This is a genomic window from Microbacterium aurantiacum (assembly GCF_031625015.1).
In the GTDB taxonomy this organism is placed as follows: Bacteria; Actinomycetota; Actinomycetes; order Actinomycetales; family Microbacteriaceae; genus Microbacterium; species Microbacterium aurantiacum.
This window is the reverse complement of record NZ_JAHWXH010000001.1, coordinates 258160-279088: the sequence shown is the minus strand read 5'-3', so window position 1 is coordinate 279088 and position 20929 is coordinate 258160. Positions and strand designations below refer to the sequence as shown.

At 70.2% G+C, this 20929-nt stretch carries 21 protein-coding genes; 7 read left to right on the top strand and 14 right to left on the bottom strand.

All coding sequences use genetic code 11. From position 1 onward, the window contains the following. Nucleotides 1–60: 60 nt before the first annotated feature. The 4 genes from KZC50_RS01235 to KZC50_RS01220 form a co-directional block, all read right to left on the bottom strand. Nucleotides 61–810, bottom strand: coding sequence for an EAL domain-containing protein (locus KZC50_RS01235; protein ID WP_310890318.1), 750 nt, complete (start codon nucleotides 808–810; stop codon nucleotides 61–63). Between the two features lie 214 nt (nucleotides 811–1024). After that, entirely contained in the window at nucleotides 1025–1288 is a 264-nt protein-coding gene (locus KZC50_RS01230; RefSeq protein ID WP_301134916.1) for a GlsB/YeaQ/YmgE family stress response membrane protein, read from the bottom strand. Between the two features lie 226 nt (nucleotides 1289–1514). Continuing rightward, nucleotides 1515–1856, bottom strand: a complete 342-nt coding sequence (locus KZC50_RS01225) for a hypothetical protein (protein WP_310890317.1) — start codon at nucleotides 1854–1856, stop codon at nucleotides 1515–1517. A gap of 140 nt (nucleotides 1857–1996) precedes the next feature. After that, on the bottom strand, nucleotides 1997–2596 hold the full coding sequence (locus tag KZC50_RS01220; RefSeq protein WP_310890316.1) for an arsenate reductase/protein-tyrosine-phosphatase family protein: 600 nt from the start codon (nucleotides 2594–2596) through the stop codon (nucleotides 1997–1999). Nucleotides 2597–2629: 33 nt separating this feature from the next. On the opposite strand from KZC50_RS01220, the gene KZC50_RS01215 reads away from it, so the two are divergent. The 3 genes from KZC50_RS01215 (at nucleotide 2630) to KZC50_RS01205 (ending at nucleotide 5628) form a co-directional block, all read left to right on the top strand. After that, a complete protein-coding gene (locus KZC50_RS01215; RefSeq protein WP_310890315.1) occupies nucleotides 2630–3436 on the top strand; it encodes a CPBP family intramembrane glutamic endopeptidase in 807 nt (268 codons plus the stop codon). Nucleotides 3437–3591: 155 nt separating this feature from the next. Beyond that, nucleotides 3592–4143, top strand: a complete 552-nt coding sequence (locus KZC50_RS01210; protein ID WP_310890314.1) for a hypothetical protein — start codon at nucleotides 3592–3594, stop codon at nucleotides 4141–4143. Nucleotides 4144–4317: 174 nt separating this feature from the next. Then, nucleotides 4318–5628 carry a hypothetical protein gene (locus KZC50_RS01205; protein ID WP_310890313.1) on the top strand — a complete coding sequence of 437 codons (1311 nt, stop codon included), beginning with the start codon at nucleotides 4318–4320 and terminating at the stop codon, nucleotides 5626–5628. A gap of 34 nt (nucleotides 5629–5662) precedes the next feature. Here KZC50_RS01205 and KZC50_RS01200 read toward each other — a convergent pair whose 3' ends face one another. Next, nucleotides 5663–6931 carry a wax ester/triacylglycerol synthase domain-containing protein gene (locus KZC50_RS01200; protein WP_310890312.1) on the bottom strand — a complete coding sequence of 423 codons (1269 nt, stop codon included), beginning with the start codon at nucleotides 6929–6931 and terminating at the stop codon, nucleotides 5663–5665. Nucleotides 6932–7107: 176 nt separating this feature from the next. Between KZC50_RS01200 and KZC50_RS01195 the strand changes: the two genes are divergently transcribed. From KZC50_RS01195 to KZC50_RS01180, 4 genes are read left to right on the top strand one after another with little or no spacing between them, the layout of a single operon-like run. Next, complete coding sequence (locus KZC50_RS01195; RefSeq protein WP_310890311.1) at nucleotides 7108–8844, top strand: fatty acyl-AMP ligase; 1737 nt, start codon at nucleotides 7108–7110, stop codon at nucleotides 8842–8844. Continuing rightward, nucleotides 8841–10544 (top strand): acyl-CoA dehydrogenase family protein, encoded by a 1704-nt coding sequence (locus KZC50_RS01190; RefSeq protein WP_310890310.1) that lies wholly within the window; start codon nucleotides 8841–8843, stop codon nucleotides 10542–10544. The genes KZC50_RS01195 and KZC50_RS01190 overlap by 4 nt, the downstream gene beginning before the upstream one ends. 8 nt (nucleotides 10545–10552) lie before the next feature. Further along, nucleotides 10553–11932: an acyl-CoA dehydrogenase family protein gene (locus tag KZC50_RS01185; protein WP_310890309.1), complete on the top strand. Its 1380-nt coding sequence runs from the start codon at nucleotides 10553–10555 to the stop codon at nucleotides 11930–11932. Nucleotides 11933–11974: 42 nt separating this feature from the next. Continuing rightward, complete coding sequence (locus KZC50_RS01180) at nucleotides 11975–12229, top strand: acyl carrier protein (protein WP_310890308.1); 255 nt, start codon at nucleotides 11975–11977, stop codon at nucleotides 12227–12229. A 90-nt stretch (nucleotides 12230–12319) separates the two neighbouring features. Here KZC50_RS01180 and KZC50_RS01175 read toward each other — a convergent pair whose 3' ends face one another. The 9 genes from KZC50_RS01175 to KZC50_RS01135 form a co-directional block, all read right to left on the bottom strand. Further along, nucleotides 12320–13075, bottom strand: a complete 756-nt coding sequence (locus tag KZC50_RS01175) for a hypothetical protein (protein WP_310890307.1) — start codon at nucleotides 13073–13075, stop codon at nucleotides 12320–12322. A gap of 160 nt (nucleotides 13076–13235) precedes the next feature. Further along, nucleotides 13236–14228 carry a glycosyltransferase gene (locus KZC50_RS01170; RefSeq protein ID WP_310890306.1) on the bottom strand — a complete coding sequence of 331 codons (993 nt, stop codon included), beginning with the start codon at nucleotides 14226–14228 and terminating at the stop codon, nucleotides 13236–13238. Continuing rightward, a complete protein-coding gene (locus KZC50_RS01165) occupies nucleotides 14225–15547 on the bottom strand; it encodes a wax ester/triacylglycerol synthase domain-containing protein (RefSeq protein ID WP_310890305.1) in 1323 nt (440 codons plus the stop codon). Before KZC50_RS01165 ends, KZC50_RS01170 begins: the two co-directional genes overlap by 4 nt. Continuing rightward, nucleotides 15544–16149 (bottom strand): 4'-phosphopantetheinyl transferase family protein, encoded by a 606-nt coding sequence (locus tag KZC50_RS01160; RefSeq protein WP_310890304.1) that lies wholly within the window; start codon nucleotides 16147–16149, stop codon nucleotides 15544–15546. The genes KZC50_RS01165 and KZC50_RS01160 overlap by 4 nt, the downstream gene beginning before the upstream one ends. Then, a complete protein-coding gene (locus tag KZC50_RS01155) occupies nucleotides 16146–16424 on the bottom strand; it encodes an acyl carrier protein (protein WP_310890303.1) in 279 nt (92 codons plus the stop codon). Before KZC50_RS01155 ends, KZC50_RS01160 begins: the two co-directional genes overlap by 4 nt. A gap of 23 nt (nucleotides 16425–16447) precedes the next feature. Then, nucleotides 16448–18181 (bottom strand): fatty acyl-AMP ligase, encoded by a 1734-nt coding sequence (locus KZC50_RS01150; protein ID WP_310890302.1) that lies wholly within the window; start codon nucleotides 18179–18181, stop codon nucleotides 16448–16450. Beyond that, nucleotides 18178–19185 (bottom strand): glycosyltransferase family 2 protein, encoded by a 1008-nt coding sequence (locus KZC50_RS01145; RefSeq protein ID WP_310890301.1) that lies wholly within the window; start codon nucleotides 19183–19185, stop codon nucleotides 18178–18180. The genes KZC50_RS01150 and KZC50_RS01145 overlap by 4 nt, the downstream gene beginning before the upstream one ends. Next, nucleotides 19182–19733 (bottom strand): acyltransferase, encoded by a 552-nt coding sequence (locus KZC50_RS01140; protein ID WP_310890300.1) that lies wholly within the window; start codon nucleotides 19731–19733, stop codon nucleotides 19182–19184. Before KZC50_RS01140 ends, KZC50_RS01145 begins: the two co-directional genes overlap by 4 nt. After that, the gene (locus KZC50_RS01135; protein WP_310890299.1) at nucleotides 19730–20689 is read right to left on the bottom strand and encodes a glycosyltransferase family 2 protein; all 960 of its coding nucleotides are present in this window, start codon (nucleotides 20687–20689) and stop codon (nucleotides 19730–19732) included. The genes KZC50_RS01140 and KZC50_RS01135 overlap by 4 nt, the downstream gene beginning before the upstream one ends. Nucleotides 20690–20929: the final 240 nt, after the last annotated feature.

The following is a 20929-nucleotide window of genomic DNA, read 5'->3' as shown; positions in this document are numbered from 1 at the left end:
CGCTGCGTCCGACGGGTCACGTGGGATTCACTGTACGCGGTGCCACCTGACCGTCGCGTGTCAGGACGCGGCGATCATCCGGGCCATCTCGTCGTGCGGGACGGGCCGGCTCCACAGATACCCCTGTCCGCGGTCGCAGCCGAGCTGCCGCACGCGGTGCAGCTGCGCGGTCGTCTCGACACCCTCGGCGACGGTGCGGAGCTCGGCGTCGCGGGCGAAGGCGACGGCCTTCGCGATCTGCGCCGTGGTCTCGGGGGAGTCGTCGCCGGTCAGGTGGCGATCGATCTTCAGCTCGGTCGCGTGCAGGCGGCGAGCCTGGGCGAGCGAGGCGTGACCGGCACCGAAGTCGTCGATGGCGATGCCGACACCGTGGCTCCGCAGGCGATCGAGGCGGGCGACCAGCGGCGGGACGTTGCCGAGGTCGCGGCCCTCGGTGATCTCCACCGTCAGTCGCTTCGCGGGGTGCCGGGCGCGGGACAGGGCGGCTTCGAGCCAGGAGGTGAACTCGGCATCCTGCAGCTGTACCGGAGAGACGTTCACCGAGATGTCGATGCGCCACTCGCCGATCGCGGTGAGGGCGTGCTCGGTCATGCACTGCCCGATCTCGTCGATGATGCCCGTCTCTTCGGCGAGCGGGATGAAGTCATTCGGTCGGATGAGGCCCCACTCCGGGTGATCCCAGCGGCACAGCACCTCCGCGCCCACCAGACGGTACGTGCGGAGGTCGTACTGCGGCTGGAACCACGGCACCATCTCGCCACGGTCGACCGCGCCCTGGAGGGCGTCGGACATCTCGGCGGTTCGCGTCATGGTGAGTTCAACCTCAAGCTCGGCCTCGGCCGCGCAGGGGTGCGGGTGCGGAAGCTTCGGAGAACAGAATCGCAGTCTGCGCGGGTCGGTGTTGCGTCTTGACGCGGGGGCATCCAGGAGGTAGGTGGACGGTACCGGGGACGCGAAAACCGCGCGCGGGCGGCATCCGTTCGGATATCGCCCCCGCGCGGCGCGGCATGACTGCGGGTGTGTGTCAGGCCTTCTTGCGGCCGAAGATGAGGCCGTAGATCAGCAGGACGATGATCGATCCACCGATCGCGAGCGCCCAGGTGGAGAGCGAGAAGAACTCGTTCAGGTTGACCCCGAAGATGAGCCCGCCGAGCCATCCGCCGAGGAGGGCTCCGACGACGCCGAGGATCAGCGTGATGAACCAGCCGCCGCCCTGCTTGCCCGGGAGGATGAGCTTGGCGATCGCGCCGGCGAGAAGTCCGAGGATGAGGAATCCGATGAATCCCATGGTGGTGCCGATCTGATGCCCGCCGGGACGTCGGTGGGAAGACCCACGACACCCGTGAACGCGGCCGCCGGGCCGAGGAGCAGCGCGGGCTGACCGAGGACGCTCAGGACGATCTCGGTGCCGACGTAGACGAGCGCGAGGATCACCACGATCACCGCGACGATCATCGCGACCGTACGGGGCGAGTGGGTCTCGCGGCGCACGACCCGTCGGAGGACGGGACTGCTCATCGGACTCTCCTTCTGATGGGGGTGACGGCGCCGGTGATGGTGACGTCGACCCGGACGACGTTGCGGCCGAGGATCTCGGCGAGGCGATGCGCGACATCCGTCTGCACGTCCGCCGCCCGGTCGAGGACCGGGCCGGCGGCGGCGATCGCAGCGGTGTCGTCGAGCGGCGGGACCGGGAACGGGGACCGCAGCTGCACCCCGAGGGCTCCGCGGGAGCCGCTCACGGTGGCGCTGACCTGATCCCGGTCCACGCCGATGATCGATGCGGCAACCGCCTCGGTGACCTTCTGAGTCACCCGGTCACGGACGACGATCCGGCCCGGGGCGGCCCCGCTCATGACGACCGGCGTCCGGTCAGGGCATCGGTCAGTCCGCGGACATCGACCTTGCCGGAGGCGAAGCGTCCGACCAGCGCGCCGACTCCCATGAACAGGGCCTCGATGTTTTTCGGGAGCAGATTTTTCCCCGCCGGGGCGGGTCAGGCGGGGGCGACGGCCAGGCGGACGGCGCGGACGACCTCGGCGACCGCGGGCGTCAGCTGCTGGGCGGACAGCTGGTAGGTCTGCCACGACCGGCGGTACGGGTCGACGACGTCGTCGTCGGCGGGGTCGGCGAGCGGCTCGGCCACCCCGCGGTACGACGCGACGGCCGCGGCCATCGCGCGCACCCGCGCCCGGGGATCCGGCCCGGCCTCGTCGGCGGCGGCGCGGATGTCGTCGTCGTTCGCCGCGGCGGCCAGGCGCGCGAACTCGCGCACGGTGAACGAGTGACGGAGCCGTCCGGGTGCGTACTCGGCGAGGGTGCGGCGGTGCTCGCGCGTCATCGCGAGGAGCAGATCGGGCTCGCCCGCCATCGGCTCGGTCAGGTAGCGGGCCCGGTGGGCGGTCGCGGAATCGAGGGGGATTCCGGCATCCGTCGCCAGCTGCACGGCCTCGGGGGTCATGGTCGCGCCGGCGGCTCCGCGGGTGCCGGCGCTCGAGACGCGCCCGCCGAGCGGGGCGAGCTGCGCGTCGAGCAGGAGCTGCGCGAGGGGCGAGCGGCAGATGTTGCCGGTGCACACCGTGAGGATCTCGAACATGGCGGGGTCTCCGGGGCAGGGTAGCGTGGGCGCGTGCCGGACCAGACTAGCGAGGCGACCGAGACCGACACCGCCGTGGATGCGGGCATCGACGCGGAGACGGATGCCGGGGCCTCGCGCTCGCGGCGACGTCGTGTGCGTCGCAACGACTGGCGGCAGGGCGGATCGAGCGTCGCGCGCTGGCGCGAAAGCCTTCTCGCGATCGCGCTCTTCTCGCTCGGCGCGGGCCTGCTCGGCTCGGCCGCGATCGGGGTCGTCCTTCCCGGCGCCGCCGTGCTCGCTGCGGTCGTGCTGTGGATCGCGCTCGCCGTCCCGATCGTGTGGGGCTTCGCGCGGTCGCGTCCGGCGGGGCTGCTGCGCTTCCGCGCCGTCGACCTCCTGTTCGGCGTCGTCCTCGGCGTGCTGATCCGGTTCATCCAGGGCGGCGTCGCCGCGAGCGGGGGAGACACCGCATTCCCCTCCTATGCCGTGTTCGACGGGCAGCTGCCCTCGACCTGGCTGATCGTCGACGGCTTCGGCGCGGTGCTCATCGCCCCGGTGCTCGAGGAGTTCTTCTTCCACGGCGTGCTGCTCGTCGCCCTCTACACCGTGCTCCGACGCCCGGTCGGGAAGCTCGCCGCCGGCATCGGCGCGCTGCTCGTCACGACGGGGGCGTTCGTGCTCGTCCACGGTCTTGCCGGAACCCTCGGCGTCGACGCGATCGTCGGCCTCGTGCTCGTCGCCGGCGTCGGCGGCGCCCTCGTGCTCCTCACCGGCCGCATCTGGGCTGCGGTGCTCCTGCACATCACCTACAACGCCGTCTTCGTCGCGCTGGCGCTGGTCGGCACGCTCTTCGGCTGAGAGTTCCCCGGCATCGGGTGTTGTTTACCGACATGTAACACAGGCGGCATACAGCTTTCGCTAAGGTTGGGCGTGGGCCGCCGTTGTCCCGACCGTACTGATTATCGAAGTACACCTCCCCAGCAATCAGCACTCTCGAGACTCAGAGGAGTCCCATGCTCAAGAAGACAGCCGCCGCTCTTGCGGTCGCCGGCGTCATCGCGCTCGGCTCCGCAACCCCGGCATTCGCCTACCCCGTCGCCCCGGCCCCCGGGTGCACGGTCTCGCCCGCCGCGTTCACCGCGGGCGTCCCCTCCACCATCGCCTGCGTCGGCCTTCCCACCGGCCCCACCGTCTTCTCGGTCACCGGCCCCGGGGTCGTCCCCGGCGTTCTGGCCTCCGTCGCCTCGGCGTCGGCATCCGGTTCCACGTCGGTCACCAAGACCGCCGGCGAAGACGGTGCCGTGTCGGCCGCCTTCACCCCGCCGCAGACCGCCGCGTACACGATCACGGTCGTCGACGCCGAGGGCGCGACCGTTGCTTCCGAGACCCTTCCGGCCGCGTCCGGCACGGGCACCGGTGGCTCGGCCTCGGGTGGCGGCCTGGCCGTCACCGGTGGCGTCTTCTCGGCCGAGATGGCGTGGCTGGGCATCGGCATCATCGGCGTCGGCGGGATCGCGGTCACCGCGGCTGTGGCCCGACGCCGCGCAGGATCCGTCCAGAGCTGACGTCGTATTTCACTGAAGGACGCCCCGGGATCATCCCGGGGCGTCCTTTGTTTCGCCGCATTTCCGTCCAAAGAAAATGTCCGTCACATCTGTCACGCAGATATACGTGTGCCCTACCATGCACACAAGCAACACCATCCGTATTGGGTTCCTCCCCCGACGCAAGGCGGCATGATGCACTCCTCCCCCCACCCCTCGTCTCCCTCCCCGACACCGTCCCGCGGTATCGACCGGCGATCGATCCTCCGCCTCGGCGCGTGGTCGGTCCCCGCCATGCTGCTCGCCAGCGCGGCTCCGACGGCCGCCGTGGCGGCTCCTCTGCGCGGTCCCGCTCAAGCCTCCGCGATCGCGCCGTTCGGCCAGGCATGGAGCTCCGCCGGCCCCGACGGAACCCACTGGCCCCTGAACACCCCGCGGCCGACGGACGCGTTCGACCGCGTCTACCGCGTCGCGGCGAACTGGGACGCCATCGGCGCCGCGATGTACCAGGCCGCCCGACTGCCCGTCACCAGCAAGGTGAAGATCGAGGTCGCCCCCGGTGTCCTCGGCGATGGATGGGGCGCCGGCTCCAGCGCCGGCGGTCCCATGGTCGAAGTGCCCGCGGGCCGTACCTCCAACATCCTCATCGTCCCCGCCCAGGGGTGGGGGAGTGTCACCGCCGCCGGTGACGCGCGCACCAGCAGCGGCTACTCCATCGTCGGCCTACGGAAGACGACGTTCGCCGGCTTCGACTTCTCCAACAAGATCGTCCTCCTGCGCAACTGCCAGGACGTCGCCTTCGCGTGGTCGACGTTCAGCTCGCTGAACATCACCGCCAACACCGCCGGCGCCGCCGGGAGCATCCGCGAGGTGCGCAACGTCGAGTTGGTGGAGTGCGTCATCCCCGACGCGCTGAACTTCTCCTCCAGCGACACCGAAGACCGCATGGCCTTCCGGGTCGGTGACAACCGCCCGATCTCGGGTGTCCGGATGATCGGCTGCTACGTCGCCCCGTCCTACAAGGCAGCGGGGAGCTCGGCGCACGCCGACTCGCTGCAGACCAGCGGCAGTGGAACGATCTCGAACCTCGTCTTCGAGGACTCGGTCTTCTTCCAGTCCAGCTCGCAGATCCTGCAGTTCGCCAACACCAGCGGGGTCACGCTCGATCACTCGCTGTTCGTCGGCGGCCTGCGCGGCACCGGGCGCTACCCGCTCGCGCCGGACCGCCACGTCATGGTGGGGCAGAACACTCTGTGGGGGAGCGCGAGCAACGTCGTCGCCACCGACACCCTCGTGCTCGGCTCTGCGAGCTCGTCATGGCGCTTCACGGCGGTCGAGGACACCCTGATCGCCAACCGCACCTCGCCCCCGGGGGCCTTCACCCTTGATACGACGTCCTACGGCACGCAGGCCACCGTGCTCCCCGACGACGTGCTCGACGCGCTCGCACCGTACCCGACCCCCGGCCGGCTACACGCTGTCTGGTCGTCGCTGGCGGTGGCCTGACCGGTCACGCTTGGGGGGTCCAGGAGCCGGCGGCTCAGCCCGCCAGCTCCTGGACGAGCCGGTCGACGGTTCGCTCGACGTCGGAGCTCCGCGGCGCGGTCGCGGTGACGGTGATCTTGTCCGCATACAGGATCGCGAACATCGACAGTTCGTCGTCGGGGAGGGCCGCGGGCAGCACGATGAGGTCCTCGACCCGTGCTCCGTTGAGATACCGGGGCCGTGACAGCCACGGCACGAGGGTGGCGTACCCGATCTCGCGCGCGGGTGAGTCCTCGGCGGGACGCACGGCTCCGCCATCCTCCTTGGCCGCCTCCAGCTGACCGCGCACATCGACGGCGACGTCCGCGATCGGATGCGTGGGAACAGATCGGATGAGCACGTCGCTGATGCGGTTCCGGCTCTCCTCGGTACGGCGGCGCAGCACGGGCACGCGCACCTGCACGAGGTCGCTCCCCGCGGCGACGCGCAGCACGGACGCGACGATCATCTCGTTCATGGACGCGTTCGCCGCCCGCGCGTGGTCCTGCACGACGCCCGCAGCGATCGTCCGGAAGGCGGAATGCGTGGCCGGCGGCCGGTGGCCACGACTCCGGTTCCGCACGGGGCGGAGGATGCGCGCGGCGGTGCGCCGCACACGCCGGAGCAGAGGCCGGCGGGCCCACGCCCGCAGCGCGCTGCCGAGGTCGTCGTGCTCCGCCCGCCACTGTGCCAGGGCCTGGAGGGCGAGCCCCCCGCCGACGCGCGGCGCGCGCGCCTCCGCGAACGGATCGGCCGCAGGCTTGGGTGCGGCATTGGGCTTGCTCACGGTGAGAGCGGAGAGGAAGGTCAGGGTGCGCAGGGCATCGCCGCCGGAATGGTGCATCAACAGCCCCATCGCCACCCGGCCGTCCGCGAGCGTCGTGAACGTCACGCGCCACAACGGACGGGCGAGCGTCAGCGGACCGGCATCCCATCCGATGAGCCGGGGGAGCGTGGTCGTAGAGAGAGGGATGTCACCCTCGTCGAAGCGGACATGGTGCGTCACGTCGAACGACGCATCCGGCACCCAGGCGGGCGGCGTCAGTCCGAGCGGGCTGCGCATCAGGCGCAGCCGCGCGTAAGGGATGCCGCGCGTCGCATCCTCGATCCAGCGCACGATGCGTGCGCGGTCCAGGCTCCCTTCTGCATCGCGCAGAGGAGCGCCGTCGAGGATCGCAACGCCCTGCATGTGCATCGCGTCGAACGTCGCCGTGGTCGCGACGTACCCCTCTTCCCAGATCCGCATGAACTCGGCATGGGCGCGGGCGCGCGTGTGTGCGGTCATTGGTCCCCCTCTGACTGTCCCCGACCCTTCCACGATCGTATTGCGGCTGTGTAAACATTCGACATCGGCCTTCGTGGTGCATGGGCCCGCCCCGTAGAATCGGGTCGCAGTCGCCACCGTCGCTCGGCTGATCCCGGCGGCCACCGGCTGCCACGCTCGCTTCCTGGGGGGAAACGATGGTGAGTACGACGTATCTCGACGCCATGCGGGCCACCGCGCGTCGCGCGGGCAACGAGCGGGGAATCCGCTTCTACTCCGACGAGACGACATCCGTGCGCTGGGGGTATGCCGAGCTTGATGAGCGTGCGCGCGCCCGCGCCGCCGCTCTGACCGATCTCGGCTACGGCCCCGGCGACGTCGCGGTGCTCGCCTTCGACCCGGGCATGGGCTTCATCGAATCCGTCTGGGCGGCGATCTACGCGGGCATGACCATCGCGCCGGTCCCGGTGACCGCCGGCCGGAACATCGAAGCGGTGGCCGCCCGTCTCGCCGCGATCACCGCGGACGCCGGAAGCCGACTCGTGCTCACGGAGTCGTCCGTGCGCGCGGTGGTCGATGCCGCCGAGATGCCGGGGGTCGAGATTCGGCTGCTCGAGGGGCCGGACCTGTCTCTCGTCGACGCGTGGGTGCCGCCGCGGATCGACGGGGATTCCGTCGTCCTCCTGCAGTACACCTCCGGTTCCACCGGTGCGCCCAAGGGTGTCACCGTCACGCACGCCAACCTCGTCGCCAACGAGGAGGCGATCGCCGCTGCGGTCGTCGACGACGAGAACTCGGTCTGGGTGGGATGGCTTCCGCACTACCACGACATGGGGCTGATCGGCCTGCTGCTCCGCCCGATCTACGGCGGCGCCGACGCGGTCCTCACCTCGCCGTCGAGGTTCCTGCGCCGTCCGCTGTTCTGGCTTCGGCTCATCACGCGTCACCGGGGCACATTCACCGTGGCACCCGACTTCGCCTACCGGCTGTGCACCCAGGTCGTCACCGACGAGCAACTCGCCGAGCTCGACCTGTCGTCGCTGACGCACGTCGTCACCGGGGCCGAGCCGATCAAGGTCGACACCACCCGCGACTTCTCGGCGCGGTTCGCCGCGGCGGGATTCGACAGCCGGGCCTTCATCCCCGCCTACGGCATGGCCGAGACCACCCTCATCATCTCCGCCGCGGCGGGAGACGGCATCCACTCGATCTCGGCAGACGCCGGAGCGCTCGAGAGCGGCGATCTGCTCCCTGCCGTCGATGCCCGCTCGGTCGACCTGGTGCTCTGCGGTCCGCCTGTCCCCGGATCGACAGTGGCCGTCGTCGACCCCGTGTCGCACGAATGGCAGCCCGACGGGCGTGTCGGCGAGATCTGGGTGCATGGTCCGAGTGTCGCCCGGGGGTACTGGAACAGGCCCCTCGAGACAGCCGAGACGTTCGGCGTCCGGATCGTCGGTGACGACCTGCCCTACCTCCGTACCGGCGACCTCGGGGCCATCGTCGACGGGCAGATCGTCATCACGGGCCGGCAGAAGGACCTCATCATCTCCCACGGACGCAACATCTACCCGCAGGACGTCGAGGCCACCGCATCCCGCGAGGTCGGCACCGACCCCGGGTGTCTGAGCGCCGCGTTCGCCCTCGAGGGGCAGGCGTCGGAGGTCGGGATCGCCGTGGAAGTGGATCCGCGTACCCTGTCCTCCGCCGACCTGCCGGCGATGAGCACCGACGTGCGACGCGCCATCGCCCGGGACTTCGGGCTCCCGAGCATCGGGATCGCGCTCGTGCGGAAGGGACTGCTTCCCCGCACGACGAGCGGGAAGATCCAGCGCGGGCGCGTGCGAGCCGCCCTCCTCACGGGTGAGATCACCGTGGCACACACCGACGGGCTGACGATCGACCGGCGCGATGACGTCGACGCGCCGGTCGGATGAACACGCCGACCTCCTTCGCTTGGCAGACCGCCGAGCAGCTCGACCGCTTCCTCGGCGACCCGCACGATGCCGGTGCGCGGATGCCGGACGCGCAGACGCTCGCCGACGACGATGCCCGGCGCTTTCCTGACGCCGCTGCGGCGGCATTGAACGACTGGGGCCTGCACCGCTTCTACATCCCCACCGCCGTCGGCGGCGACTTCGATGATGCGCTGCGTACGCTCCTGCTGATGCGGCAGGTCTCCCGACGCGATGTGACCGCCGCCGTGGGCCACGGGAAGACGCTCCTCGGAGCGGTCTGCGCGTGGACGGCGGCCGATCGCTCCGCCGAGCGGATGGCGGCGATCGTCTCGGCCGGCGATCCGGTGTCATGGGGCTTGACCGAGGAAGGGCGCGGCAGCGACATCGGCCGCTCCGCCACCACCGCGCGAATCGGCTCTGACTCCATCGCCGTGGACGGGCACAAGTGGCCGATCGGGAACGCGACCCGTGGCCGGGCGATCACCGTTCTGGCGCGTACGGCCGAGCGCTCCGGGCCGCGGTCTCTCTCGCTGGTCCTCGTCGACAAACAGGAGGTCGACGGCGCGACGCTGTCGTACCGCCCGCGTCGGCCGTTGCACGGCATCCGTGGGGCCGACATCAGCGGCATCGACTTCCACGGCACGCGGGTCGACCCCGATGGCCTGGTGGGTCCTGAGGGGCACGGCCTCGAGCTGGTCCTCAAGAGCCTTCAGCTGACCCGGACCCTGTGCGCCGCGCTCTCCCTCGGCGCGGGGGATCACGCGCTTCGCCTCGTCTTGGAGGGCTCGCATGGAGGCGGCGGCATCGCGCGACGAGACCCGGAGGCGGTGGCGACGGCCGTCGCCGATCAGCTCCTGGCCGAGGTCGTCGGATTCGTCGGTGCACGCACGATCCAGACGGCACCCGAAGAGATGGGGCTCGTCAGCGCCTTCGTGAAATACCTCGTTCCGGATGCCGTCGACTCCTCGGTCCGCGAGATCGGGGGCGCGCTCGGAGCGGAGGCCCACCTCACCACGGGGCGGACGGCGCACTTCCAGAAGATCGCCCGCGACGCCCGGGTCGTGGCGATCTTCGACGGCAACTCCGTGGTCAACCTCAACGTCATCGCGGGCGAATTCTCGAGCATCGTGCGGGCCGCCGACGACCCTGCACCCGATCCGGGTGACGTCAGCGCCGCGCTCGCCTTCGATGTTCGACCCACCGGACTCGATCTGACGCGTCTACGCCTCGTCACGCGTCGAGGCTCGACGCTTCTCGCCGCGCTCCCGGGGCTCGCCTCGGAGCTCGACCACGACCTGACGCCCCCCGACATCCGCGCTGCGGTCAACGCCCTGGCTGCGGCCTTCGACGACATGATCGCCGAGGCTCGCGGAGCCGAGCGTGCGTCCCGCCCTCCCGTGGAGCAGTTCGCGCTGGCGGAGAGGTTCGCCTTCGCCTTCGCGGGGGCGGCTGCGCTCGCCGTACATCGCGCCGCACGCGCGCGGATGGACACACCTCTGTGGGACGACGACCTCTGGCTTCGCGCGGTGCTCCATCGCGTGTGCCGTCGGTTGGGTGTGTCCCCACCCGAGCAGCGGTCGTATGCGAGACAGCTCGCGGCGACCAGCGAGGCGCTCATCCAATCAGGGCAGACGGTCTCCCTCCTGCCGCGGTGGTGGAACGATCGGGGAACGACATGAACCCCGGCGTGTCGACAGCCACCGTCCTCGAGAGCCTCCTCGGGGACCCGTTCGACGACGGCCTGCTGCCCTTCGCCCAGACGGTGTCCGACGAAGAGCGCTCCCGCCTCCGCGGGGAGGCCGGAGACGCCCTCCGTGCGACCGGCCTGGTCGCCTCCCTCCTCCTGCCGCGTTCTGTCGGGGGGAGCTGCGAGACGATGCGCGCCGCGGTGGCGGAGGGTCGTGCGCTCTTCCGACGTGACCCGGCATCCGGACTCGAGCTCGTCACCGCACCCCTCGCGCTCCACGCGACCGCCGTCGACGCCTCCGATCCCGTCGCCGCGGAGGCCTTCGGTGTGCTCCTGTCGGGCGGTGGCGCCGCCGCGACGCTCGCCGAAAGTCGGCAGCCTCCACGCGTGCGCGGCGGGCTCCTCCGGGGGCGGACGCCGCTGCTCGTCGCGCCGGAGACGGCGGCGAGCTGGTACATCCCGTCGGTCGGCCATGACGGCGCTGAGTTGCTGGCGATCTGCCCCGCCCAGGAGTCGCTCGTGCTCGATCCGCCGACAGGTACCGTCGGTCTCCGAGGCACCCGGTTCGCCACCGCCACCGCCCTGGATGCTCCGGTCCTCGCCCTTCCCCACGGCCCGCAGGGCCGGGAGCGAGCGCGCGCGGTGCTGGCGGCGATGGCCATCGCGACCCTCGACACGTCCTTGCGTCTCGCTGTTCGCTACGCCGCTGGACGGGAACTCTACGGCGGCACGGTCCTCGACATCCCCCATGCGCGGGGCCTCATCGCCGAGGTGCACACCGACCTCCTCATCGCCGACGCGTTGGCGGATTCGGCGCTGGAGGCGATGGATGCCGGAGAACCGGATGCCGCGAAGGAATCGGCGGTGGTCGCACTCGTCCCGCGCCTTCTGACGGATGCGATGCGCTCTCTGTCCGTGCTGTTCGGGTCGACCTTCTATGCGCGGGTCGCACCGTACGCGGTCTTCGAGACGCTGCTCCGCGATGTCGATGCGCTGGCACTCGCGGGGCTGGGCAGGCATCCCTCGGACACCTCCGTGGCAACGCTCGCTGCCGTGGAGGTGCACTCGGATGACGGGGCACTCGGCCCAGCGCGGGAGGCGCTCGGGATGGAAGGCCGCACGGGCGGAGGCGAGGTCGCGTCGGCGCTCGAGGCTGCCACGATCCTGGCGTGGGACGCGTGCGACCGACGACACGCCTCCGGCGAAGCCGCCGCATCCTCGACGTGGCTGGAGGCGGCCTCGATCCGGCTCCGCCGACGTCTCCGCGGCCACGGGGCCGTGCTGTCCGACGCGATGATCGAGGGTGCCATCACCGACGTCGTCGCGAGTGCGGATCAACAGCGCTCGATGACCTTCGACCGTGTGCCGGTGTTCGGCTGACCGACGGCACACAGACCAGACCGACCGAATGAGGAGAAGAAGATGACGATCATCTCGACAGAAGACGATGTGCAGGCGTGGGTCGCCTCCCGGATCGTCGCGTACGGGAAGCGACCGGATCTCGCGTTCACGGTCGACACCGAGTTCACCGAGATCGGGATCGACTCCGTCTACGCGCTCACCCTGTGCGGCGACATCGAGGATCAGTACGGACTCGAGCTCGACCCCGAGATCATGTGGGACTACCCCACGATCCGTGACCTCTCGACGCATCTGCGCGAACTCGGCGCCCACTGAGGGCCGATCCGGTGCCGTAGCCACCTGCGATAACGACGACGATGCCCGTCGCCCCCGGAGGGGCGACGGGCATCGTCGTTGTATCAGGCGTTACTGCGATGCCGAGTGGCGGCCGGCGCGCTGGCGGATGACCAGGGTCGCTCCGGCGGCGATGGCGGCGAGGGCCACGAGGCCGCCGATGCCCCAGGCGAACTCGCCACCGGTGACGGCGAGTCCCCCGTTGGCGGGCGCGGGCACGGGCGTGTCGGTCGGCGCCGGTGTAACCGTGTCGGTCGGCACCGGGGTCGGCGTCACGGTGTCGGTCGGGGTCGGCGTGGGCGTCGGCTCGGGAGTCGGCGTCACGGTCGGCGTCGGCGTCGGAGTCGGCGTGGGCGTCACGGTCGGCGTCGGAGTCGGCGTCGGGGTGACGTCGCAGCCGATGACGGTGACGCGCGGGTCCGGAACGGTGATCGTGCCGGACGACCAGTGCGGCGTGTCGATGGACTCGCCGAACCCGACGATGACCGAGGACGCGGGCAGGTTGGCGCAGCTGCATCCGTGCATGCGGTCGTACCAGGTGTGGGTCTCACCCGGAGCGAACTCGCGCGGCCCGAAGATCTCGTAGCTGCCGTCCGGGTGCGTGAGCTTGGCGCCGCCCCAGGCGGTGATGCCCGAGGTGTTCGTCGCCGTGATCGCGACGTCGGCGTGTCCGCCGGACGAGAGATCCACGGTGATGGATACGGAGCCGCTGTAGGGCGACGAGGCGGCGACGGCGGCGGTGACGCCCCCGGCGGCGCTGACGGCCACGACTGCGGCTACGAGGGCGAGGGCCCATCGTCGGAAAATGGGCGTGCGCGAGCGCTTCATAAAGTCCCCCCAGACTTCATCGGTTTACGAAAGTGAGGTTGTTGCAAAGGGAGTAACGGGTCGGCGGTCGAGACCTGTCCCGGAGATTCTGATCAGCCTACCCGGGATGAGGCTTTCCTGCGTAAACGTTGTGTTTCGCGTCTGAAGTGACTAGAAGTGACTAGACGTTCGTGGGGAACGCGGTGGCTGTCAGTCGGTACCCCCGCATGATCAGCGCTCGGCGGAGCACCCGCGCCACGCCGTCCTGGACTCTCCACGCGTGCATCCGGCCGGCGACCCGGTATAGCGCGACGAGCGCCGCTTCGACGACACCGCGATCGTCGCGGGCGGCGATCGCACGCTGAACGCGGGCGAGGGCGCGGTTATACGTCGGAGAGATCTCCACGAGTGGCGTCAGCTGCGGAGGGCGGCGACCCCATCGGTGCTCGAGAGTCGAGACCGCTCCGCCGCGCGCCAGGCACTCCGCGAGAAAGGCGTCGACGCCGCGATCGTGGTGGTGGCGCGCCGCAGCTCGTCGATCGAACGTCGCCTGGGCGCCCAGCATCTGCAGGCGGATACCGAGATCGAGGTCCTCGTTGTACTCCAGACGCACAGAGGGTCTCAGTTCCTCCGCACGCTGATACAGCCCCCGCGGGAGGCTGACGTTGCCACCCCACAGCGACGCCAGGATCAGGTCGGAGTCGCCGGCATCCCACACCCGTGCCTGGGCTTCGTAATCGCGGGCGTACAGGAAAGTCGGCGCGTCGTCGGCGCCCCGCCGAGCGGGCAACGCGACCGGCATATAGCCCTGGAGTACCCGATCGCCCAGCGGGGCGTGGAACCGGCGGTGGGCGTCGAGGAGCCCCGTCTCAGGCTCCACGTCGTCGTCCACGGCCATGACGATGTCCGCGTGCGCGCGGTTCAGACCCTCGATGCGCGCTCGAGCGAGCCCCACGTTCGCCGGAAGCTCCGCGACCGTGACCCTCTCCGAGGCGAGGATCCCCGACAGCGATCCTTCCCAGCCGGGATGCGGTCCGTCCAGGATCACGATGACCTGATCGGCCCCCTGGCGGAGATACTCCTCGACGAGGGGCGAGACGCGGTCGATCCGACGATACGAGGGGAGGACGACGGACACCGAGCGGGGAACCGCATCTTCCTGCGGGACGGTCACGACTTCCCCGGGTCGGCTGTGCCCGTGAGCAGCTCGAACATCCGCCCGACGGTCTTCTCGACGTCGCGAGACGTGGACATGTTCGCTCCGATGAAGAGGGAACCGTTGTACATGATGCCGGCCGCGGCGAGATGATCCCGGCCGAGGGAGGCCGGGAAGGGGACCATGGCGAGCACCTCCGCGCCGCAGAAGTAGCGCGGGCGTGAGACCCAGGGCAGGAGCGTGCTGTATCCGATCGGGAATCCCGGGACGGTGTCGTGGTCGAATGCGGACTCCCGGTCGGCGACCTGCGCGTGGATCGACGCCACCGTCGCCGCGAGGTCGGCATCGGCATTCCCCGTCACCGCCATGTCGCGGACGTGATTGCGGATGTGCGGCTCTTTGTCGTTGTGGAAGGACACGGGGAACCGCAACCGCACGACGCGCTCCGGCCCGTCCCACGCACCGACGATCGCCGAGGCGAGCAGGTCGCTGAGCGTCCCGCCCATCTCTCGCGCGCGCCGGCCCGCCGCCGCGGCATCCAGCTGGCGCCACGCGGAATGCCGGGGCGGGAGCGCGGCCTCTCGAGCGGCGGCACCGCCGGCATGGAATCGCACGGGCATCAGAGTGCGAGCCGCGACTCGGCGCAGGCGGCGTGCGAAGGGCTTCGTCCGGTAGGCGCGCCACGCGGCCGGCAGCGTGCGCTCGGGAAGACGGTTCCACCACTGCCGCAACGCGAGGAGCGGCAGCTCTGCCCGTCGGGCGGCTCGGACGCCGGCGAAGGGGTCGACCGGCACAGGCAGCGACTCCTCGCGCTTCCGACCGATGACCGACATGATCTTCATGCCCGACATGCCGTCGACCATCGCGTGGTGCATCATCGTCCCGACGGCCACTCGGCCATCCGTCAGATCGGTGATCCGCAAGCGCCACAGCGGGTGGTCGATGGGCATCAGGCCGTCATCGGCGCCGGCGAGTCGTCGCACGTCCGCGGTCGCGGCATCCGCCGGCTCGTCGGCGAACACGATGTGACGCGACAGGTCGAATCGCTCGTCGGGAACCCACGCGGGGGGAGTCAGCCCCAACAGCGGGCGTTGCAGGCGCAACCGGAAGTGCGCGGTGCTGGCCATGGTGGCCGCCACGAAAGCGACGATGCGCTCGCGGTCGAGTGATCCGTCCGCGCGACGCAACGTCTCGCCGTCGACGACGAACATCCCGGGCGTGTGCATGTTCTCGTACGAGATGTGGTTGGAAACGTACCCCTCCTCCCAGATCTGCATGAACTCGGCATGCGGTCCGCGGGTCTTCGCCGGCGCGGCGATGCGTTCGGTGGTGGTCATGACGTCTCCAGAGTGAGGTGTCGGGTTGTGGGGTGCGGGTGGTCGTCGATGACAGCCAGGCAGGCTTCGACAGGACGCCCGCGCCACGTCGGCGGCGCGGGGACCGCCAGCGTCCGGAAGTCGGACGCGAGCCCCTCGCCGGTCGCTTTCGCCACCGCTTCCTTCGCGGTCCACAGGCGGGCGAGGTGTGTACGCGCGTCCTCGGGCCTCAGCCGGGGAAGCTCCTCCGCTTCTGCCGGTGTCAGCATGCGGCGGCGAAGTGCGATCGAATCGAAGGCCGTGAACGGCGCCGCCTCGACATCCGCTCCCACCCGGACACCGCGCGCCACCGCCACGAGCACGGCATCGCCGCTGTGCGAGATCGAGAAGTCGACGCTCTCGGAGCCGACGAGTCGTGGTTTGGCGGCCACGCTTTCGCGGTGCAGCCCCCGCCAGGGGAGACCCTCCCGCGAGCGGACGAGGTGCTCCACCCACGCGTACGCCACGCGCCTCGGCTCACCGTCGACGCGACCGAAGCGCCACCATACGTCCGTGCCGAGGACGGACCACCGTCCCTCGGTCACCGAAGCGACCGAGGGACGGTGGCCGGAGACGAAGGTCACGTCGCGGTCACGCGCGTGTGCAGAGCCTCGGCGACGCCTCGCAGGTCGGAGTGGTCGGCGAAGAACGCCGGGTCGATCTCCACCCCGTAGGTGTCCTCGATGTCACCGCACAGGGTCATGACGTAGATCGAGTCCAATCCGAGCTCTTTCAACGGTGCATCGAGGGTCACCGACTCGGCATCGACCTGGTCGTAGAAGCGGACTCGGTCAACGAGCCAGTCGCCGAGGTCGGACGGGCTGGGGGCGGAGGCGGCAATGGTTTCGGGCGTTGACATGACAGATCTTTCGGGTCAGACGATCAGTGGGTGTGGGTGGCGAGGACGGGGCGGAAGCCACTGCTGTGCAGGACGTCCAGCGACCCCTCCTCGATGAGCACGCGGGTCGGCCGGCGACGAACCTTTCCGGTGGCTGTGCGGGGGAGCTTCCCGGTGTCGACGAATGCGACCGCGACGGACGGGAGGGAGTACGCCGTGCCGAGCTCGTCTCGGACGGCGTTCGCGAGATCGGCGAGGTCCGTCGCGGGCGGCGCCGTCTCGGGGTCGAGCTCGAGGACGATCCCCACCGCCGAGGGGTGGCCTTCGAGCTCGAAGGACGACCCGATGCCGACGGCGGCGTGCAGCCGCTGGGCGCGCGCCTCGAGGTCCTGCGGGTAGATGTTGCGCCCGCGGATGATGATCATCTCCTTGAGGCGGCCGGTGACGTACAGCTCGCCGTCGAGGATCGCCGCGAGGTCCCCGGTTCGCATGTGGGCACCGTCGTGGCCGGCGAGCTCGTGACCGAAGGTCTCGGCGGTGGCATCGGGACGGCGGAAGTATCCCGGGGAGACCATGTCGGAGGCCACCCAGATCTCGCCGATCGTGCCGTCGGGGACGGGCTCGAACGTGTCGGGATCGACGATGACGACGCTGGTCCGGCTGCTCGGACGGCCGCACGAGACCATCTCGACACTGCCCTCGCCGTCCGCGGGGACGAGTTCGCCGTCCTCGAGGCGGGCGGAGTCGAAGCGTCGAAGCACCAGCTCGTCGCCGGGGAACTTGGCGCTGATGAGCATCGCTTCCGTCATCCCCATCACCGGGGCGATCGAGGCGGGGTTCAGGCCCGTCGTCGCGAATCGCGAGAGGAAGGCATTGACGGTCTCCGAGCGCACCGGCTCGCTTCCGGAGAAGAGCACCTCGAGGCTCGACAGATCCAGCTCTTCGATCTGATCCGCGGTGGCCAGCTGCGTGACCAGCGCGAAGGCGAAGTTGCCCGCGACGCTGACGGTGCCGCGGTGCTTGCTGATCAGCTGCAGCCAGAAGACGGGGCGACGCTGGAACTGGGCGGTCGCGGTGATCACCGCCTGAGCGCCGAGCGTCGCGGGATTCAGGACCTGGAGCATCAGGCCCATGATGTGGTGCAGCGGGGACCAACCGACGAGCACCGAATCCTCGTCCATTCCGAACAGCTCGCCGCATGCCCAGATTGTCGCGAGGAACGTGCCGTGCGTTCCGATCACGCCCTTCGGATCTCCGGTCGAGCCGGAGGTGAAGAGCAGGAACGCCAGCGAGTCGGCCGTCAGCTCCGGCTCGATCCATCCGTCGGCGTTCCCCTCGGAGACGAGATCCTCGAACAGGTAGGCGGCGACCTCGACACCGGGCAGGTCGCCGCCGATCGCCTCGGCGACAGACGCCTCGGTGATCATCACGGTCGCCTCGGCGGAGCGGGCGATCCCGGCGATCCGCTCGCCCATCGTTCCGGTCGCGCCGTAGCCGGCGACCGGGGCGGGCACCAGCGCCAGTCCGGCATAGAGGACGCCGTACGCGGCATCCGCCCAGTTCAAACCGGGCTGCAGCGCGACCACGGCGGTCTCCCCGGGGCGGTGGCCGGCGCGCTGGAGGCGTTCGGCGATCGCGCGGGCGCGGCGGTCGAGCTCGGCGTATCCCCGGTAGGTGGACAGCTCGGGGGTGTCGTAGAAGCGGAGGCCGTGGTCGTCGCCGATGCGCTCAGCTGTTTGACGCAACGCTGCGACCAGGTTCGGGATGTCGGTGGTCATGATTTTCCCCCCAGTGGGATGTCGGTTGTTCGGGTCGTGGGTTCTGCCGGCGCGTCGCCGAAGAGAGCGGGTCGAGAAGCGGGATATCCCGTACGCCAGGCGCGGCGGTGCCCCCACACCACCTGCCAGGTGGTGCCCCGGCGTCCGCGGGCGCCCGCCGGGAGCGCCCGCACGGCGGTGCCCACCTGGAGGAGGGCGATGCCGATCGCGGCGGCAGCGGGATGCCAGCGTCGCCGCAGGACGGTCGCCTTGCCGGCCATCACCATGCTCATCTTCCGACCGCTCGAGGCAGTGGATCCCCCGACGGCGTGAATGATCGTGGCCGAAGGAACGATGACGGGTCGCATCCCGTGTTCCCAGGCCCGGGCCGAGAAGTCGGCGTCCTCGCCGTAGAGGAAATACGTCTCATCCATCCCGCCGAGCAGGGTCCAGTCCTCGCGGCTGATCAGCAGCAGGCATCCCGTGATGATCGGCACCTCGCGGACGGAGTCCCGCTGCCACGACCCGAGCGATTCCGGGTCGAAGATCCGGGACCGCTTGAAGGCGGTCGACAGGCCCGTGGCGAAGCACGCGAGCGACCAGAGGGACATCGCACCCCAGCACGAGCTCGGGTCCGTCGACCCGTCGGGACGCACCGTCCGCCCCCCGTAGACGCGGTGCTCGGGGTGAGCCCGGGCGTAGGCCAGCAGCGCGTCGATCGCCCCGTCGAGGACGACGGTGTCGGGGTTGAGCAGCAGCACCCAGGGCGCCGTCGTGTGAGCGACGCCCCGGTTCACTCCGGCCGCGAAGCCGAGGTTCTCGCCCGCGTCCACGACCGCGATCTCGGGAAACCGCGCCCTCAGGGTCTCGACGCTGCCGTCGCGGGAGCCGTTGTCGACGACGACGATCTCCGTCGGTGTCCGGGTCATCGCGAGCACACTGGCGATGCTCGCCGCGGTCTCGTCGGCGGTGTTGTAGTTCACGATCACGACGGCGATCTGCGGAACGATCTCATCGGCGGTCACGGAGTGCGCTCCGTCTCGGCGAGGAGAGGGTCGCGCCACGCGATCACCCGCGCGGGGATGCCGCCGACGATCGCCCCCGCGGGCACATCCTTGGTCACCACGGCGCCCGCGGCCACGATCGCTCCGTCGCCGATGGTGACGCCGGCGAGCACGACCGTGTTCGCTCCGAGCCACACATCGCTGCCGATCGTGATGTCCTCCTCGATCTTCCGCTGGTCCATGACGAACTCACCGGGTTCGGTGGCGTAGTTCGAGGCCGTGATCGTCACATGCGGGGCGAGGAGGCATTTCTCGCCGAACACGATCCGCCCGGTGCTGTTTCCCGCCCAGATGATGCTGTGCTCGCCGATGTGTGTTCCCGCGCCGATGGTGATGCGCTCCGCGTTGCGGAAGGACACGTTGGGCGCGAAGCTGACGTCGGCACCGCGCTGGAGACGCGAGACCTGCTGCACGTGCGAGTAGGCGGCGAAATGCAGAAGTCGGAATGCCTGCACGTAGGTTCGAGGATTCAGGAACGAGCGTGCGGCGCCCGAGAGTCGACCGCTCATCCGATGATCCCTTCCGATTCGGCCGAAACGGGCGCCGGCGGGCGCTCGTCGCGGAAATTCTGGCCATCCAGAGGTATGCGGCGCGCTTCAGAGAAGCCCCGGGCGAGTCCGCGCAGGAACGCCAGTTGACCGGTGCGGGTGCGGGTGTCGCGTGACCGCCGCACCAGACGGGAGATCCCTCGACGGGCGACGCGGAACGTGAGCGAGCGACCGGCCGCGGGGTCCATGCGCCGCCACTTCGCGCACATCGCGCCCAACCCCAGGCCGTAATTCGTGTTCAGCCGGACGTAGTCGTCGTCCTCTCGCGTGAACACGTGGGTCACGATCGATCGCGGGACGCGAGCCACCGTCCCCCCGGAGCGGAGCAGCCGGCAGAGCATGTCCATGTCCTCCGCTCCACCGAAGCGGCGGCCGGCACCCAGGATCGGGTCGAACCCTCCCGCCGTCACGGCCGGGCCGCGCCGCACGGCCATCAAGGCGCCGTGCCCGGCATCCAGGCCGTCGAGGATGCGAGTCAACGTCGTCGCCTCCTCCGTCACGGGAGTCGACGGCGCCGAGTGCGCGTCGCGCAGACGTCCGGTCGCCGCGTGGACCTGCGGGTCGGCGAAAGGGACGACGAGCTCGGCAAGGAAGTCGGGAGCGACCTCGCAGTCGTCATCGGTGTACGCCACCACGTCGCATTCGGTCGCCCGGAGCCCGATGTTCCGGGCGATGGAGAGGCCGGGGATGTCGGAGCGGAGGTAGCGCACCCCCGCGCGTTCGGCGACGGCGCGTGTCCGGTCATCGCGGGATGCCGAATCGACCACGATGATCTCCGTGTCGTCGGGAACGCCGCGCTGCACTGCCGCGAGGGCCCGCTCCAGCATCTCGGGCCGGTCGCGTGAGCAGATCACGACGGCCGCGGTCGCGGGGCGCCCGCCCCGCGGGGTCGCGTCGCCATCGGTGCGCAGCGGCATGCTCGAGCCTCCCCCAGGTACGTGAGCAGGATGTCATGCGTCCCCCGACGCATCTCCCCGCCACTAGAGTTGCGGTACCCGCTCGTTCGTGCAACTCGGGAATCGTCCTGAGGACTCGTCTTTCGACTTTGTTTACACGAACGCAACAATGCGGTGAAACAGTAATCAGTGCGGCTCAACATGGCGTCGCGCCGGTATGAGCCTGGGGGATGGCTCATGCGCGTATACATCTTCGGGGGG

What these genes read in the sequence shown, in the direction of transcription:
- KZC50_RS01235 (WP_310890318.1), bottom strand. Translation starts at nt 810, where the DNA reads ATGACGCGAACCGCCGAGATGTCCGACGCCCTCCAGGGCGCGGTCGAC.
- KZC50_RS01230 (WP_301134916.1), bottom strand. Translation starts at nt 1,288, where the DNA reads ATGGGATTCATCGGATTCCTCATCCTCGGACTTCTCGCCGGCGCGATC.
- KZC50_RS01225 (WP_310890317.1), bottom strand. Translation starts at nt 1,856, where the DNA reads ATGAGCGGGGCCGCCCCGGGCCGGATCGTCGTCCGTGACCGGGTGACT.
- KZC50_RS01220 (WP_310890316.1), bottom strand. Translation starts at nt 2,596, where the DNA reads ATGTTCGAGATCCTCACGGTGTGCACCGGCAACATCTGCCGCTCGCCC.
- KZC50_RS01210 (WP_310890314.1), top strand. Translation starts at nt 3,592, where the DNA reads ATGCTCAAGAAGACAGCCGCCGCTCTTGCGGTCGCCGGCGTCATCGCG.
- KZC50_RS01205 (WP_310890313.1), top strand. Translation starts at nt 4,318, where the DNA reads ATGCACTCCTCCCCCCACCCCTCGTCTCCCTCCCCGACACCGTCCCGC.
- KZC50_RS01200 (WP_310890312.1), bottom strand. Translation starts at nt 6,931, where the DNA reads ATGACCGCACACACGCGCGCCCGCGCCCATGCCGAGTTCATGCGGATC.
- KZC50_RS01195 (WP_310890311.1), top strand. Translation starts at nt 7,108, where the DNA reads ATGGTGAGTACGACGTATCTCGACGCCATGCGGGCCACCGCGCGTCGC.
- KZC50_RS01190 (WP_310890310.1), top strand. Translation starts at nt 8,841, where the DNA reads ATGAACACGCCGACCTCCTTCGCTTGGCAGACCGCCGAGCAGCTCGAC.
- KZC50_RS01180 (WP_310890308.1), top strand. Translation starts at nt 11,975, where the DNA reads ATGACGATCATCTCGACAGAAGACGATGTGCAGGCGTGGGTCGCCTCC.
- KZC50_RS01175 (WP_310890307.1), bottom strand. Translation starts at nt 13,075, where the DNA reads ATGAAGCGCTCGCGCACGCCCATTTTCCGACGATGGGCCCTCGCCCTC.
- KZC50_RS01165 (WP_310890305.1), bottom strand. Translation starts at nt 15,547, where the DNA reads ATGACCACCACCGAACGCATCGCCGCGCCGGCGAAGACCCGCGGACCG.
- KZC50_RS01155 (WP_310890303.1), bottom strand. Translation starts at nt 16,424, where the DNA reads ATGTCAACGCCCGAAACCATTGCCGCCTCCGCCCCCAGCCCGTCCGAC.
- KZC50_RS01150 (WP_310890302.1), bottom strand. Translation starts at nt 18,181, where the DNA reads ATGACCACCGACATCCCGAACCTGGTCGCAGCGTTGCGTCAAACAGCT.
- KZC50_RS01140 (WP_310890300.1), bottom strand. Translation starts at nt 19,733, where the DNA reads ATGAGCGGTCGACTCTCGGGCGCCGCACGCTCGTTCCTGAATCCTCGA.
- KZC50_RS01135 (WP_310890299.1), bottom strand. Translation starts at nt 20,689, where the DNA reads ATGCCGCTGCGCACCGATGGCGACGCGACCCCGCGGGGCGGGCGCCCC.